The following is a 15,364-nucleotide window of genomic DNA, read 5'->3' as shown; positions in this document are numbered from 1 at the left end:
ACACCCAGGAGTGAATCCCCGATGCCGTCCCCCACCATGGCCTTCCGCCCGCACCTGCTGGCCGCCGCCATCCTTCTCGCCAGCCCGCTGGCTTGCGTCGCAGCCGATGCCATGCGCGACTACCAGTTGCCCGCCGCCCCGCTGGCCAGCACCCTCAACCGCATCGCCGCGCAAGCCGGCATCAGCCTGAGCATCGACCCGGCCCTGGCCAACGGCCGCAGCGCCCATGCCGTGCAGGGCCGCTTCGACGGCCTCGGCGCGCTGCGCCAGGCGCTGGAAGGCACCGGCCTGGAGCTGGTGGAGAACGCATCCGGCAGCTACAGCGTGCGCCCGCTGCCCAAGGACACCCTGGCCATGGGCGCCACCACCGTGAGCGCTTCCCAGGAAGACCCCGAAGGGCCGACCGTCGGCTACGTCGCCACTCGCACCATGACCGGCACCAAGACCGATAGCTCGATCCTCGAAACGCCCAAGTCGATTTCCGTGGCCACCCGCGAGCAGATGCAGGACCGCGCAGCGCTGAACCTCGACGATGCCGTGCGCTACATGCCTGGCACGGTGGCCGGCAGCTATGGCAGCGACACCCGTTCCGACTGGCTGCGCGTGCGCGGCTTCAAGCCCACCCAGTTCCTCGACGGCCTGCCCATGGCCACCGGCGTCTACGCCAACCCGAAGCTCGATACCTGGGACCTGGAGCGCGTCGCCGTGCTGCGTGGCCCGGCCTCTTCCGTGTACGGCCAGACGCCGCCCGGCGGTCTGCTGGACATGGTCAGCCTGCGCCCGCAGGCCGAGCAGGCCAATGCCGTGCAGCTGCAGGTGGGCAACTACAACCACAAGCAGATCAACTTCGACAGCACCGGCCCGCTGGATGACCAGGGCAAGCTGCTGTACCGCGTCAGCGGCGTGGTGCGCGACAGCAACACCCAGGTCGACCACATCCCGGACAAGCGCTACAACATCGCCCCCAGCCTTACCTGGAACATCGACGACGACACCAAGCTGACCTTCCTCAGCCAGTTCACCCGAGACGATACCGGCATCACCACCCAGTTCCTGCCGCTCAAGGGCACCAAGTACGACGCCCCCTTCGGCGACATCTCCCATCACAAGAACCTGGGCGATCCGGACTGGGAACACTACGACCGCACCACCTACTGGCTGGGCTACAGCTTCGAGCACCGCCTGAACGACGTCTGGCAGTTCCGCCAGAACCTGCGCTACATGAAGAACGACCTGTCGTTCGACGCCATCACCCCGACCACCCTCTATGCCGGCAGCCCGCCGGTAGTGACCGACGATGGCACCATCAGCCGCATGAGCACCTCGACCGAAGAGGACGTCACCCAGTTCGTGGTGGACAACAACTTCCAGGCCGACTTCGCCACCGGCGATCTCAAGCACACTCTGCTGCTGGGCCTGGACCACAACCGCAGCAACACCAACTACCTGTCGATCTTCGGTTTCGGCGTGCCGCCGAGCAACGTGATCAACCCGGTCTACGGCCAGCCGATCGTCCGCCCGCCGCGCTCCTCGGCCTTCTACGACTATGACCAGAAGACCTTCCAGACCGGCGCCTACATCCAGGACCAGATCGCCCTCGACCATTGGCGCCTGACCCTCGGCGGCCGCCAGGACTGGGTACACACCGGCACCAAGTTCCACAACGCCGGCAACGCCACCAACTCCGAGTCGGACCAGAAGTTCAGCGGCAACGCCGCCATCAGCTACGTGTTCGACTCGGGCGTGGCGCCCTACCTGTCGTATGCGGAGTCGTTCCAGCCCTCCAGCGGCGCCGACGTCACCAGCACCTCCTCCTTCAAGCCCACCGAGGGCAAGCAGTGGGAGCTGGGCGTTAAGTACCAGCCCCCCGGCAGCGACACCCTGCTGACCGCCGCCGTGTACGACCTGCGGCAGAAGAACGTGAGCGTCTCCGACAACGTCGGCGGCGTCTCGGTGACCAGCCAGACCGGCGAGGTCAAGGTCACCGGCCTGGAACTGGAAGCCAACTCCAACCTCACCGAGAACCTCAAGCTGATCGGCAGCTACAGCTACACCGACACCGAGGTGCGCAAGGGCCAGTACGATGGCAACCGCCTGCAACTGATCCCGCGCAACCAGGCCTCGCTGTGGGCCGACTACACCTGGCACGCCGGCGCGCTGGATGGCTTCGGCGTCGGCTACGGCATCCGCTACGTGGGCGACACCTACGGCGACCAGGCCAACACCTTCGACGGCTACGCAGGCTCCTACACACTGTCCGACGCCGCCGTGCACTACGACCTGGGCAAGCTGGACAACTCGCTCAAGGGTGCCTCGGTCGCGGTCAACGCCAGCAACCTGTTCAACAAGGACTACATCTCCACCTGCGATGGCTACTACTGCTACTACGGCGACCAGCGCAAGGTGGTGGCTAGCCTGACCTACAAGTGGTGACGGCCAGCTGAAGTCCCTCCCCTGGCGCGTTCCCCGCGCGCCGTTCGCCTCCCGGCGCGTGGCGCGCTACAGTGCGCCTTCCAACGGCCACGCCCGGGAGCCTCCCCAATGCCGCAAAGCCCGCGATTCCTGCCCGCCCTGCTCGGCCTTCTGCTGAGCTGCGCCGCCCACGCCGCCGACCCGCAGTACTACCCCCTGACCAAGGGCGCCGCGCCCCAGGCCGTGGCCATGCTCGACGATGGCCGGCTGTGGTACGTCGCCGAGGGCAACGGCTCGCTGGGCCGCTTCGACCCGCAAAGCGGGCAGGACGAGCAGGTCAGCCTGGGCAAGGGCTCGGTGCCGCGCGCCGTGCTGGCCGGCCCGGATGGCGAGGCCTGGATCGCCGACAGCGGCCTCAACGCCCTGGTCCGCGTCGACCCGGACCGCCTCGGCAGCGAAGTCGTGCCGCTGCCCAAGGAGGCCGCCGACGCGGGCCTGGACAGCCTGGTGTTCGATGACGACCACGACATCTGGTTCACCGGCGCGAAGGGCTTCTACGGCCGCATCGACCCCGCCACGCGCAAGCTCGACGTCTGGGCCACACCCGGCGGCAAGGGCGCCCAGGGCCTGGCGGTGACGCCCGACGGCCAGGTCTGGTACGCCTCCGCCGACGACGACAGCATCAACCGCATCGACCCTCTCGGCCAGGCCGTCACCCGCTTCCCGCTGCCCGAACAGGGCGGCCGGCCGCAGCAACTGGGCGCCGACTCCATCGGCCGGCTGTGGGTGAGCGAGGCCGGCAGCGGACGGCTCGGGCGCTTCGACCCCAGCGACGGCAAGTGGAAGAGCTGGCGCCTGCCGGGCGACCATCCGCAGCCCGGCGCGCTCTACGTCGATGCCATGGACCGCGTGTGGCTCAGCGACCTGGGCGGCGACGCCGTGCTGCGCTTCGACCCGCAGAGCGAGAAATTCACCGCCTACCCCAGCGACCAGGCCGAGGCCCGAGTCAGCCAGCTCAGCGGCCGCCCCGGCGAGGTCTGGGGCGCCGACGCCGGCAGCGACCGCCTGCTGGTCATCCGCGAGTAACCAGGAGATTCCATGAGCCCCACCCTCACCCTGTTCCACGCCCCCGCCTCGCCCTTCGTGCGCAAGGTCATGGTGCTGCTGCACGAGACCGGCCAGCTCGACAAAGTGCGCCTGCAGGCCGCCAACCTCAGCCCGGTGAGCCCGGACAGCGGCGTCAACGCCTGCAACCCGGCGGGCAAGATCCCCTGCCTGCGCCTGGCCGACGGCCAGGCCCTGTACGACAGCCGGGTGATAGTCGAATACCTCGACCAGCAGCACGCCGGCGCACCGCTGATCCCCCGCGAAGGCCCGCAGCGCTGGCAGCGCCTGACCCTCGCCGCGCTGGCCGACGCCATCATGGACGCCGCCGTGATCAGCCGCTACGAAACCTTCGTGCGCCCCGAGGAGAAGCGCTGGGATGGCTGGCTGCAAGGCCAGCAGCAGAAGATCGAACGCGCCCTGGCGCACTTCGAGGGCGAGGCCTTCGCGGCGCTGAACGAGCGCTTCGACATCGCCGCCATCGGCCTGGCCTGCGCCCTGGGCTACCTCGACTTCCGCCGCCCCGACTGGGCCTGGCGCGAGCAGTACCCGAAGCTCGCGGCCTGGTACGCCGAGGCCGCCCAGCGCCCATCGCTGCAGGCCACGCAGCCGGTCTGACGGAGCGGCGCGGCGTCGACGGCGGATAACGCTGGCGCGTTATTCGCCCTACGAAAAGCCTACGGCAGCCCCTCGTAGGATGGCGTTGAGCGAAGCGATACCCATCACCAGACCGCATGGGTTTCGCAAGCTCAACCCATCCTACGAAGAGCGGGTCCAGCCTTGCTCGCGAACCCTTCCTCGCGCGCCCGCAGCACCAGCACCGCGATCTGCCGCGCCAAGCGCCGGCCGGCCCGGCGCTCCTCGCGCAACCCGCGCCAGGCGCTCATCGCCGTGCGCCCCAGTAGTACAGCGGCAGCGCCAGCAGCAGGCCGAGCTGGGCGAAGCCCGCGCACAGTTCCAGGAAGGAGCGCACGTGGGGATTGTTCGCCGCGTCCCGGGCGCCGGTGAGGCCGTCCCAGAAATCCGCCGGCGGCAGGTGCAGCGCCAACCAGGCCAGCGGCTTGCCGCTGGCGGCGAGCCAGGCGATCAGCTCGAAGTGGCCGACGAACATCAGCAGCGGCAGGGCCATCACGCTCAGCAGCAGACCGCCGGCCAGGCACAGGGTGAAACGCGTCAGCAGGTGCATAGCGGCCTCCTTCAGCCTTCGTGGCTCACTTCGTCCAGGGAGAAGCTCGGCTCGTCCGCGCGCCGGCCGACGCCGTACCAGTCCAGCCGGCGGGTCAGCGCCATCACCCCGGCGAGCAGCGCGAACAGCAGCAGCGAGCCCATCAGCAGCGCATAGTCCTCGGCCCGCAACAGGCCGTAGAGCATGGCGTAGAGCAGTGCCAGGCCGGCGCCGAAGGCACAGCCGCGCACCACGCTGCGCAGCACCGTGCACAGGTAGAAGCCGATCAACGCCACGCAGGCGCCGGCGGAGGCCAGGTAGGCGCGCTCGAAGCCGATGTGCTCGGCCAGCGACAGCAACAGCAGGTAGAACAGTGCCAGGGCCAGGCCGACCAGCGCGTACTGCACCGGGTGCAGGGCCAGGCCCTTGAGCACCTCGAAGAGGAAGAAGCCGGCGAAGGTCAGGCCGATGAACAGCAGCGCGTACTTCAGCGCGCGGTCGGCCTTGAGGTACTGGTCCACCGGGTCCACCAGGCTGACGCCGAAACCGCGCGAGTCGAAGGTGTCGCAGCCCTTGCCGGCGAAGCAGTTCTGCAGCGCCTCTTCCATGCTGCTGGCGAAGAAGCTGGTGCGCCAGCGCGCGCTGAAGCCGTCGGCGCCGATGCTGCGCTCCACCGGCAGGAACTCGCCGCCGAAGCTGGGGTGCGGCCAGTCGGCCTTGAGGCTGACCTGGCTGTCGCGGCCCACCGGGGTGATGTCCAGCCGCGAGCTGCCCAGCAAGGCCAGTTCGAAGGCGTAGTCGAAGCGCTGCTCGGCGGCGCTGGCCTCCAGCGGCAGCGCCGCATGCACGCCCTCGCCCAGGCGCTGCGAGCGGCTGCCCGGGGCGAAGTCCAGGGTGCGGCCATCAAGGTTCAGCTTGAGGGCGTTCTGGATGCCGCGCACGTCGCTGATGCCCACCGCCAGGAACGGCTGCTCGAAGCGATAGCTGGCCAGGTCGTCGCCCACGCCGTAGTGCGCCGGCACCACGAAGCTGCCGCTGACGCGGCTTTCCAGGTGGAACAGGCGCGCCTCGTAGATGCCGCGGTGGCGCAGCTCGGTGGTCATCTGGCCATCGACCAGGAAGGTCTCCGGCAGGAAGTACAGGCGCCCGCGCTTCTCCCGCTGCACCTGCACGCGGGTGCCGCTGCGTTCGTCGCGCTCCCACTCCAGCACCTGACGCACGTAGGGCACCACCAGCAGCGGCCCGCGCAGGCGCTGGGCGTAGGCGGAGCTGCGGGCGATGTCCTGCAGCACGCCGTCGCGGTAGGCCTGCCGCTCGCCGACCAGGCCGTCGATCATCAGCAGGGGGACCAGTAGCAGGAGCATGAGCACGGCGATGGCGCCGAGCTTGAAGAGCAGGGGTCGGTTCATGGGGACTCTCCGGGGGGATTGGGGTGGTGGAGAGTCTGGGTCGGTACTGTGGGGGCTTCGTGGTGGGGGGATGGGGAATTTGTGGGGATTGTGTGGGGGCTTGCTTTGGTGTGGTCGGTGGGCGCCTTTCCCTCTCCCTAACCCTCTCCCTGAAGGGAGAGGGGACCGTTCGGAGTGCTTGGATGCTCTGGAGTTCGCCGGATGCTGTGACGCCCGGCTGAAGTCTTGCTTTCAGCCGGCACGGACAAGCCCCCTCTCCCTTCAGGGAGAGGGCTGGGGAGAGGGGCTCTCAGGCTCTTCCCTTGTCAGCCCCCCGGCAACTCCAACCAAGCCTCCACCCCACCCTCGACATTCCCCACGCCCAACCTTCCACCATGCAACCCCGCCACCTCGGCAACGAAGTTCAACCCCAACCCCGTGCTCTTGCGCCCCGTCCCCGGCCGCGGCAAGGAGTAGAACCGCTCCGTCAGCCGCTCCAGCGCATAGCCCGGAATCACCGGTCCCTCGTTGAACACCCCCAGTCGCCAGCGCCCATCCTCGCGCAGCGCACCGAAGCGAATCACCCCACCAACCGGCGTGAAATCCAGCGCATTGTCCAACAGGTTGCCCAGCGCCTGGCGCAACAGGAAACGCTCCCCCGTCACCACCGCCTCCGCCGGCACAGCATTCTCCACCCGCAAGCCCTCCAGCCGCGCCAGGTTGGCCTGCAACAGCTCCGCCACCAGCTCACGCAGCGACACCGGTTCGCTGTCCTCCAGCCCCTGCCGCTGCTCCACCTGGGCCAGGTTCAGCAGGCGCTCCACCAGTTGCTGCAAACGCTGGCTCTCGCCGGCAATGTTGTCGACGAAGCGCCTGCGCTGCTCCGCCGGCATCTCGCCTTCCAACAGTTCGGCGGCGCCGCGGATGGCCGCCAGCGGGCTCTTCAGCTCGTGGGTCAGGGTGTGCACGTAGCGCTCGACGTAGGCCTTGCCCTCCAGTTGTACGCGCATGCGCTCCACCGCCTCGGCCAGTTGCGCCATCTCGCCGCCGCGGTAACGCGGCAGTTCGGCGCGGCGGCCCTCGCTGACCGCCTGGGCGTAGCGGGTAAGCTTGCGCAAGGCGCCGCTCAGCCACCAGGAGAGCAGCCCGCCAACCAGCAGGCCGAGCACGATCAGGCCGCCGCCGAGCCAGGCCAGGCGCCGTTGCGAACGCTCGATGTAGGGCTGCAGGGTACGGTTGGGCTTGGAGACGGAGACCACGCCGATGATCTTCTCGCCATCCTTGATCGGCGCCGCCACATACATCACCGAGGAGTCCGGGTCGTCCGCCGATTCGCGGCTGGAGCGCGCGCCGTACTTGCCCTGCAAAGTCAGGTAGACGTCGTTCCAGCGCGAGTAGTCCTGGCCCACCGCCTCGCCCGCCGAGTCCAGCAGGACGATGCCGCGGGCGTCGGTGACGTAGATGCGGTGGTTCACCGCGTTCTTGCGCACGCCCCAGATGTCCGCCTGGGGGCTGCGCGCGCCGTAGGCCTTGAGCAGCTCGGGCAACTGGCTGTGGACCAGGGTGCCGTTCTTCAGGTCCTCGCGCAGGATCTCGGCCAGCAGGTTCGCGGTGTCCACCAGGGTTTCCTCGGTGGACTGGCGCACCCCGGGGCGGATTTCGTCCATCACCGTGCTCAGCACGAAGTAGCCGGTCAGCCCGACGAACAGGAAGTACGCCAGGAAGATCCGCACGCCCAGCGGCATCAGGCCTTCTCCGCCGCGTAGCTGTAGCCCAGGCCGCGGTGCGTCTGGATCGGCTCGGCGTCCGCGGCCACCTGGCGCAGCTTGGCGCGCAGGCTCTTGATGTGGCTGTCGATGTTGCGCTCGTAGCCGGCCTGGGCCGCCACGCCCAGGGCCTGCAGCAGCAGCTCGCGGCTGAACACCCGGCCCGGGCGCGCCAGCAGCGCCTGGAGCAGGCGGAATTCGTGGAGGGTGAGGTTCAGCGCCTGGCCGCGGTAGTGGATCAGGCAGCGCTCCTCGTCCACCCGGAAGGGCCCCGCCGGGACGGCCTCGGTGCTGGCCCGGGGCGGGCCGCGACGCAGGATGGCCTTGACCCGCGCAGCCAGCTCGCGCGGGCTGAAGGGCTTGACCACGTAGTCGTCGGCGCCGATCTCCAGGCCCACCACGCGGTCGATCTCGGCATCGCGGGCGGTGAGGAAGATCACCGGCACCTCGGAGAAGCGGCGCAGCTGGCGGCAGGCCTCGAAGCCGCTGATGTCGGGCAGGCCGACGTCGAGGACGACCAGGTCGAAGGCCTCCTCGCGCAGGCGCTGCAGGGCCTCGCCGGCCAGGCTCAGCCAGGTGGTGGCGAAGCCTTCGGCCTGCAGGGCATAGAGCAGGGTGTCGGCGATGGCGGCTTCGTCTTCGACGATGAGGATGTGCGGCATGGCTTCCGTGCGCGGTGTGGCGGGCCTTCCATCAAGCCGCAAGGGCCGCGCCCCGTCAATCGGCTTCGCGGCTGCCCGAGCAGTTGGGCTTGCCGGCGGCGAAGCGCTCGCTGGCGTCAATTGCCACGTGGAACTTGCGCAGGCCCTTGGCGCCCATCAGGAAGGGGTAGTTGAAGTGGCTGCGGTCGACCAGGTTGACCTCGATCACCTGCTGGTCGCCGCCCAGGCACACCGGCAGCAGGATCACCGGGCGCTCGCTGAGGGCCACCGGGTTCTCCTCCTCGTCGTCTTCCTCGCGGCCGTCGGCGCGGTTCTTGATCTTGGAGATGCGCGCCAGCTTGTGCTCGTACTGCGAGTCGCCGCCGTCCTTGGTGGCCAGGCGGAAGCGCACCCACTGGTCGCCGTCGCGCTGGAACAGCTGGATGTCCTTGGCCGACAGCGACGAGGTGTAGGCGCCGGTGTCCATCTTGGCCTGCAGCGTCTGATCCAGCTCGGGCAGGCCGACCCATTCGTAGCGCCCGTAAAGCTTGGGCTCGGCGGCGAGTGCCAGGCCGGGCAGGACGAGCAGCGAAAGCAGGGCGAGAACGGGTTTCACGGGAATCTCCAGGGCAGTTCGGGATGCTTGGCGCATAGGACTACCATGCCGGCCCGGGGTTCGCCAGCGGCCGCTGTCAGGCGTCGAACAGCGAGCCGCGGCGGCGGTCCAGGCCGCTCCACAGCGTCTCCAGGTTGCGGAAGCCCCACTGCGCCGGCGACTCGCGGCCGACGATGCGCTCGCGGCCCTTGAGCCTGGCCAGGTCGAGCACCTGCTGGGGAATCGCCGCGCGCGTGCGGATCGAATAGAACACCTTGAGCACCGGGGTGAGCAGCGCCTCGGGATGCTGTTCCAGCACCACCGCCAGGCGCTCGCTCTCCAGGCGCACCAGCGAGCCCACCGGGTAGATGCCCAGGCATTTGACGAAGGCGCGGAACACCTGCTCGTCCAGGTGCGTGCCGCACCACTGGCCCATGCGCCGGATCGACTCGGCGGGGTCCCAGCCGGCCTTGTAGGGGCGGTCGGAGGTGATGGCGTCGTAGATGTCGCAGACCGCGCCCATGCGCGCGAACAGACTGATCTGCTCGCCGGCCAGGCGGTGCGGGTAGCCGCTGCCGTCGAGCTTCTCGTGGTGGTGCAGGCACACATCCAGCACCAGGGCGCCGACCTGGCGGCCCTGGAGGAGGATGTCCAGGCCGCGCTGCGGGTGCTCGCGGACCCGGGCGAACTCCTGTTCGTCCAGGCGCCCCGGCTTGTTCAGCAGCTCCATGGGCACGTGCATCTTGCCGATGTCGTGCAGCAGCCCGGCCGCGCCCGCCTCGCGCACCAGCGCCTCGTCCAGGCCGAGCTGGCGCGCCAGGGCGATCATCAGCGCGCACACCGCCACCGAGTGCAGGTAGGTGTATTCGTCGGCGTTCTTCAGCCGCACCAGGCTGATCAGCGCATTGGGATGGCGCTGCACCGAGGCGGCGATCTCCTCCACCAGTTCCTGGGCGTGCTCGCCGTTCACCGCCTTGCCCATGCGCGCGTCCTGGAACATCGCCATGACCGCGCGCTTGGACTGCACGCACAGCCAGTGCGCCGCGCGCAGTTCGTCTTCCATGGCGCGCCAGGGCTTCTCCGGCGCCTCCTCGGGCGAGGCCGGCGGCGGTGCGGCGGGCTCGCCGGGGGCCAGCGCTGGGCGGGGCGCGAGGCCCTTGGCCGGGTCGATCAGCACTTCGTGCACGCCGCTTTCGCGCAGGCGCTTGAGGTCCTCGGGGTCTTCCAGCAAAAAGCGCCGGCGCCAGAACGGGTGCTCCATCCAGGAGCCGCACAGCTCGTGGACGTACATACCGAGGGTCACGTCCTTGACCGGCAGGCGCACATAGAAGGAGTCAGGCATGGCAGGCAATCATCGGAACAGGTTCCCAGAGCATAGTGCGCCGGCGCACGTCGCGGGAGGGGGTGGCTTGGGCTGGCCGCGCCGCCTGCGTATCATGGCCGCGCCAACCGGAACAAGGAATCGCACCGCCATGTGGGCCACGCTGACCGGAATCGTCACCAGCCTCCTGTTGCTGCTCAACACCCTGATCCTGATCGGCCCGATGCTGCTGATCGCCCTGCTCAAGCTGGTGCTGCCGGGCAAGGCGCTGAAGGACGCCTGCTCCAACGGGGTGATGTGGATCGCCGAGACCTGGGCGGAGATCGACAAGGCCATCTTCGCCCTGATGACGCCCACCGTCTGGGACATCCGCGGCGGCGACCAGCTGCGCCGCGACACTTCCTACCTGGTGGTGAGCAACCACCAGTCCTGGGTCGACATCCCGGCCCTGGTCCAGGCCTTCAACCGCAAGACGCCCTACTTCAAGTTCTTCCTGAAGAAGGAGCTGATCTGGGTGCCCTTCCTCGGCCTGGCCTTCTGGGCCCTGGACTACCCCTTCATGAAGCGCTACTCCAAGGCCTTCCTGGAGAAGAACCCGCAGCTCAAGGGCAAGGACCTGGAGATAACCCGGGCCGCCTGCGAGAAGTTCAAGGGCATGCCGGTGACGGTGGTGAACTACCTGGAAGGCACCCGCTTCACCCCGGCCAAGCAGGCCCAGCAGCAGTCGCCCTACCAGAACCTGCTCAAGCCCAAGGCCGGCGGCGTGGCCTTCGTGCTGGCCGCCCTGGGCGAGCAGCTGGACGCCATGCTCGACGTCACCGTGGTCTACCCCAAGGGCCCCAAGCCGGGCTTCTGGGACCTGCTCAGCGGCAGGGTGCCGCGGGTGATCGTCGACATCCGCACCCACGGCATCGACCCCGCGCTGTGGCAGGGCGACTACGAGAACGACGCGGAATTCCGCCAGTACGTGCAGGCCTGGGTGTCGCGCCTGTGGGAAGAGAAGGACGCGCGCATCGACGCGCTGCGCGCCGAGTTCTGAGCTAGATCGCCTTGCCGGCCACCGTGGTGGCCGGGGTGGAAGGCAGCGGGGCGCTTTCCCAGAGCTTGCCTAGGGTGCCCAGCAACTGGCTGTTCAGGCCCTGCTTGACCAGGTAGTCGAGCATCACGCTGGCGAACCGGTCGACCATGCCTTCGCTCATGCCCAGCACGTTGAACACCTGGTCGACGTCCTGCAGGTTCTGGATGCCGCCGAGCAACTGCCCGGCGCCGCCCAGCAGGGCGCCGATGCCGCCGCCGAGGTTGCCCGAGGACAGCTGGTCCAGCCCCGGTAGGCTTCTGCAACTGCGTGCCCTGGCTGTCGTCGAGGCGGTTCATGGCCAGGCCGATCAAGGCGCCGGCGCCACCGATGGCCTGTTCGTCGCTGATGTTCAGGCGCTGGCCGAGGGTCTCCACCAGGCCGTTGGCGGCCGTGGCTGCGGCACCGGACTCGGCGCTGGGGATTTCCTCGAAGGTCTCGGCGGCGGCCGGGAAGGCCGCCAGCCAGGCGCAGGCGGCGAGGATGGGAAGGGCTCGGGCGATCATCGGAGGCTCCGCGGCAGGCAGGTCCCGCCTCGGCATGGGCGGTCACTGGCTTCGACTGATGGCCATGCCCTTCGTTCCGAACGCTCCGTCAGGTTTAACCGTAGGATGGCGTTGAGCGAAGCGATACCCAGCAGGCGCCGGCCTCGCCGTCGGAATCGCGGACAAGGTCCGCTCCTACAATGGAACGCCATGCCTCTCGGTGGACTGTAGGAGCGGGCCCTGCCCGCGATTCGCGCGCAGGGCGCGCTCCTACAGGGATATACCCAGCGTCAGCCGCCCACGCCCCACAGGCTACCCAGGCTGCCCAGCAGGTTGCTGCTCACGCCCTGCTTGCCGAAGTAGTCCAGCAGCACGCCGGCGAACTTGCCGGTCATGCCCTGGTCCATGCCCAGGGTGCTGAAGGCGCTGTTCACGTCGCCCATGCTGTCGACGTTGCCCAGCAGGCCCTTGGCGCCGGTGCCGCCGAGGTTGCCCAGGCTGCCGCCGAGGCCGCCCAGGGCGTTGGCGCCGCTGAGCTTGTCCAGGCCCGGCACGGCCTTCACCAGCTGGGTGTAGTCGGTGCCGCTGAGTTTGTTCTTGGCCAGGCCGAGCAGCGCGCCGGTGCCGCCGATGGCTTGCTCGTCGCTGACGCCCAGCTGCCCGGTGAGGGCGCCGAGCAGGCCGCTGGTCTGCGGGGTGGAAGCCACCTGGCCCGGGTTGCCGCCCTCGGCCACGCCGGACACCGCCTTGGCGGCGTCCCCCAGGTTGAAGGCGAAGGCGGAACTGGCGGCGAGCAGCGCCGCGGCGGCGCAGGTGACACGGAATCTGACGGTCATCGACATCTCCTGATGCAGTGGCGTCCGGCGCCGAAGGTGCGCGGGACGCAGATTGGACTGGCGGCGGGTGCCATTGTTCCGCCACCTCGGCGCGAACTTGCGGCGCCTGCGCCCGGGTCGCGGCGAATGCCTGTCGATCCCCTCGAAAGCCCCTTCAGGTCCAGCACAGGCGCACCGCCGCGCCAGCGCAACGGCTCTGGCGCGCCCCTCGCGCAGCACCGCCCTCCCCGCCTATGCTTGCGGGAGCCGAACAAGGACCCATCATGAGCGAGCCCTTCATCCTCACCCCGCGCATCGCCCGCATCCTTCCCTGGCTGGTGGCCGTCGCCTTCTTCATGCAGGCGCTGGACGGCACCATCCTCAACACCGCGCTGCCGAGCATGGCCCGTTCGCTGAACGAAGACCCGCTGCGCATGCAGGCGGTGGTCATCTCGTACCTGCTCACGGTGGCGCTGCTGATCCCCGCCTCCGGCTGGATCGCCGACCGCTTCGGCACGCGCCGGGTATTCATCTTCGCGATCTTCCTGTTCAGCCTCGGCTCGCTGTTCTGCGCGCTCTCGCCGAGCCTCGGGGTGCTGGTCGTCGCCCGCGTGGTGCAGGGCCTGGGCGGCGCGCTGATGATGCCGGTGGGGCGCCTGGTGATCCTGCGCGTATACCCGCGCAGCGACCTGGTGCGGGTGCTCAGCTTCGTCACCATCCCCGGCCTGCTCGGCCCGCTGACCGGCCCGACCCTCGGCGGCTGGCTGGTGGAGTACGCCAGCTGGCACTGGATCTTCCTCATCAACATCCCGGTGGGCCTGCTCGGCATCGTCTTCGCCATCCGTCTCATGCCCGACCTGCGCGGCGCCGCGCGCAGCCGCTTCGACAGCCCCGGCTTCCTGCTCTTCGGCGGCGCCATGGTGCTGATCACCATCGCCCTGGAAGGCCTGGGCGAGCTGCACATGCCCCACGTGCGGGTGGTGATGCTGCTGATCGGCGGCCTGGTGCTGCTGGCCGCCTACTGGCTGCGCGCGCTCAACGTCGAGGCGCCGCTGTTCCCGCCCAGCCTGTTCAAGACGCGCACCTTCGCCGTCGGCGTGCTGGGCAACCTGTTCGCCCGCCAGGGCAGCGGCGCCCTGCCCTTCCTCACGCCGCTGCTGTTGCAGGTGGGCCTGGGCTTCGCGCCGGCCAAGGCGGGCATGACCATGATCCCGCTGGCGGCCATGGCCATGGTGGTCAAGCCGCTGGCCAAGGGCATCCTCGACCTGTTCGGCTACCGCCGCCTGCTGGTGGGCAACACCCTGCTGCTGGGCTCGCTGATCGCCGGCCTGGGGCTGATCGACCAGGACACGCCCTACCTCTGGCTGCTGATCCACCTGGGCCTGCTGGGCGGGGTCAACTCGCTGCAGTTCACGGCGATGAATACCCTGACGCTGATCGACCTGCGCGACGACAACGCCAGCGCCGGCAACAGCCTGCTGTCGGTGGTGATGCAGCTGTCCATCGGCCTCGGCGTGGCCTGCGCGGCGGCGCTGCTGGGCGGCTTCAAGAGCGATGTCGAGATCAACGCCGGCGACGTGCTCGGCGCCTTCCACGCCACCTACCTGAGCGTCGGGCTGATGTCGATGGCGGCGGCGGCGATCTTCTTCCAGCTGGCCCGCGACGACGGCCGCTCGGCCCAGGCGCCACGGCGCCTGGAGCCCGACGACGGGCACTGAATCAGGGCTTGCAGGTGGGCGGAGTGGTCAGCGTCTTCGACACGTCCACGGCGCCCAGGTGCTCCAGGCTGCGGCGGCCCAGCAGCACCGGGTAGTCGCTGCCCTCGCGGTCGGCCAGGGCGAACTGCTCGCGGTAGACCTTGTCGCCCAGGCACAGGTCCATGCTCACCACCGGGCGATGCTCGATGCCGTTGGCGCCGCGAACCTTGAGGGTGCGCTCGACGGGCCGCTCGAAGGGCAGGCGCTGCACCTGGCCGGTCGCCGCGTCCTTGACCAGGATGTCGTACTGCACCCAGCGCTGCTCGTTCTTGCGGATCTTCACCAGGTTGCGCGCGTCCATCACCGAGGTCTGCAGGCCGGTGTCCAGGCGCACCTTGAGCAGGGCGTTCTCCGGCATCAGCCTGGCCTGCTCGACCCAACCCCAGGTGGCCGGCTGCGCGGCGAACAGCGTGGGGCAGATGAAGGCCAGCAACAGGCCGGCGAGGCGCGGTTTCATGGATCGGGCTCCGGAGTCGGGGGCAATGGCAGTACAGATGGCCTACGCCAATCAGGCAACAAAAAACCCCGGATGTTTCCATCCGGGGTTTTCGGCGACGCCAGGGAATCTTAGTTGATTACCTGAACGCGCTCGGCTTGCATGCCTTTCTGGCCTTGCACGACTTCGAAGCTGACCTTCTGGCCTTCGGCCAGGGTCTTGAAGCCGTGGCCTTCGATGGCGCGGAAGTGAACGAAGACGTCCGGGCCGCTCTCAGGGGTGATGAAGCCGTAGCCTTTGGTCTCGTTGAACCATTTGACGGTGCCGTTCTGACGATTCGACATGGTGTTCTCCTTGGAACGTAGATGTAGAAATAGCCACAAAAGAGTGGCAGGAACTGAGTT

The 15,364-nt window shown here is 68.9% G+C and carries 14 protein-coding genes and 1 pseudogene; 5 read left to right on the top strand and 10 right to left on the bottom strand.

Annotated features, from left to right (window positions below):
• Nucleotides 1-21 precede the first annotated feature (21 nt).
• The 3 genes from RN02_RS30485 (at nucleotide 22) to RN02_RS30475 (ending at nucleotide 4,134) form a co-directional block, all read left to right on the top strand.
• The gene (locus RN02_RS30485; RefSeq protein WP_009615468.1) at nucleotides 22-2,433 is read left to right on the top strand and encodes a TonB-dependent siderophore receptor; all 2,412 of its coding nucleotides are present in this window, start codon (nucleotides 22-24) and stop codon (nucleotides 2,431-2,433) included.
• Between the two features lie 108 nt (nucleotides 2,434-2,541).
• On the top strand, nucleotides 2,542-3,498 hold the full coding sequence (locus RN02_RS30480; RefSeq protein WP_043269380.1) for a Vgb family protein: 957 nt from the start codon (nucleotides 2,542-2,544) through the stop codon (nucleotides 3,496-3,498).
• Nucleotides 3,499-3,510: 12 nt separating this feature from the next.
• Nucleotides 3,511-4,134, top strand: a complete 624-nt coding sequence (locus tag RN02_RS30475; RefSeq protein WP_043319167.1) for a glutathione S-transferase — start codon at nucleotides 3,511-3,513, stop codon at nucleotides 4,132-4,134.
• A gap of 265 nt (nucleotides 4,135-4,399) precedes the next feature.
• Here the strand turns inward: RN02_RS30475 and RN02_RS30470 are convergent, their stop codons facing one another.
• The 6 genes from RN02_RS30470 to RN02_RS30445 form a co-directional block, all read right to left on the bottom strand.
• Entirely contained in the window at nucleotides 4,400-4,702 is a 303-nt protein-coding gene (locus RN02_RS30470; protein WP_009615462.1) for a hypothetical protein, read from the bottom strand.
• 11 nt (nucleotides 4,703-4,713) lie between these two features.
• Entirely contained in the window at nucleotides 4,714-6,090 is a 1,377-nt protein-coding gene (gene creD / locus RN02_RS30465) for a cell envelope integrity protein CreD (protein WP_043319165.1), read from the bottom strand.
• A 305-nt stretch (nucleotides 6,091-6,395) separates the two neighbouring features.
• Complete coding sequence (creC, locus tag RN02_RS30460; RefSeq protein ID WP_043319163.1) at nucleotides 6,396-7,814, bottom strand: two-component system sensor histidine kinase CreC; 1,419 nt, start codon at nucleotides 7,812-7,814, stop codon at nucleotides 6,396-6,398.
• Nucleotides 7,814-8,497, bottom strand: coding sequence for a two-component system response regulator CreB (creB, locus tag RN02_RS30455; RefSeq protein WP_043319161.1), 684 nt, complete (start codon nucleotides 8,495-8,497; stop codon nucleotides 7,814-7,816). The genes creC and creB overlap by 1 nt, the downstream gene beginning before the upstream one ends.
• Before the next feature lie 55 nt (nucleotides 8,498-8,552).
• The gene (gene rloA2, locus RN02_RS30450) at nucleotides 8,553-9,092 is read right to left on the bottom strand and encodes a retropepsin-like aspartic peptidase RloA2 (RefSeq protein ID WP_043319159.1); all 540 of its coding nucleotides are present in this window, start codon (nucleotides 9,090-9,092) and stop codon (nucleotides 8,553-8,555) included.
• A gap of 76 nt (nucleotides 9,093-9,168) precedes the next feature.
• Nucleotides 9,169-10,413 carry an HD-GYP domain-containing protein gene (locus RN02_RS30445; RefSeq protein ID WP_043319157.1) on the bottom strand — a complete coding sequence of 415 codons (1,245 nt, stop codon included), beginning with the start codon at nucleotides 10,411-10,413 and terminating at the stop codon, nucleotides 9,169-9,171.
• Nucleotides 10,414-10,543: 130 nt separating this feature from the next.
• Between RN02_RS30445 and RN02_RS30440 the strand changes: the two genes are divergently transcribed.
• Nucleotides 10,544-11,431: an acyltransferase gene (locus RN02_RS30440; protein WP_043269396.1), complete on the top strand. Its 888-nt coding sequence runs from the start codon at nucleotides 10,544-10,546 to the stop codon at nucleotides 11,429-11,431.
• 1 nt (nucleotide 11,432) lies between these two features.
• Here the strand turns inward: RN02_RS30440 and RN02_RS30435 are convergent.
• Together RN02_RS30435 and RN02_RS30430 are read right to left on the bottom strand one after the other, a co-directional pair.
• A pseudogene (locus RN02_RS30435) lies at nucleotides 11,433-11,973 on the bottom strand (DUF2780 domain-containing protein).
• A 269-nt stretch (nucleotides 11,974-12,242) separates the two neighbouring features.
• The gene (locus RN02_RS30430; protein WP_082033932.1) at nucleotides 12,243-12,788 is read right to left on the bottom strand and encodes a DUF2780 domain-containing protein; all 546 of its coding nucleotides are present in this window, start codon (nucleotides 12,786-12,788) and stop codon (nucleotides 12,243-12,245) included.
• 263 nt (nucleotides 12,789-13,051) lie between these two features.
• Between RN02_RS30430 and mdtD the strand changes: the two genes are divergently transcribed.
• The gene (gene mdtD / locus RN02_RS30425) at nucleotides 13,052-14,485 is read left to right on the top strand and encodes a multidrug transporter subunit MdtD (protein WP_043319153.1); all 1,434 of its coding nucleotides are present in this window, start codon (nucleotides 13,052-13,054) and stop codon (nucleotides 14,483-14,485) included.
• Between the two features lies 1 nt (nucleotide 14,486).
• Here the strand turns inward: mdtD and rloA3 are convergent, their stop codons facing one another.
• Together rloA3 and RN02_RS30415 are read right to left on the bottom strand one after the other, a co-directional pair.
• Entirely contained in the window at nucleotides 14,487-14,981 is a 495-nt protein-coding gene (gene rloA3, locus RN02_RS30420) for a retropepsin-like aspartic peptidase RloA3 (RefSeq protein ID WP_009615452.1), read from the bottom strand.
• Between the two features lie 110 nt (nucleotides 14,982-15,091).
• The gene (locus RN02_RS30415) at nucleotides 15,092-15,304 is read right to left on the bottom strand and encodes a cold-shock protein (protein WP_009615451.1); all 213 of its coding nucleotides are present in this window, start codon (nucleotides 15,302-15,304) and stop codon (nucleotides 15,092-15,094) included.
• Nucleotides 15,305-15,364: the final 60 nt, after the last annotated feature.

The sequence above is a fragment of the Pseudomonas sp. PI1 genome (genome assembly GCF_000812405.1).
Taxonomy (GTDB): domain Bacteria; phylum Pseudomonadota; class Gammaproteobacteria; order Pseudomonadales; family Pseudomonadaceae; genus Pseudomonas; species Pseudomonas citronellolis.
The sequence above is the reverse complement of the archived record's forward strand: the minus strand, read 5'-3'. Positions and strand labels throughout refer to the sequence as shown.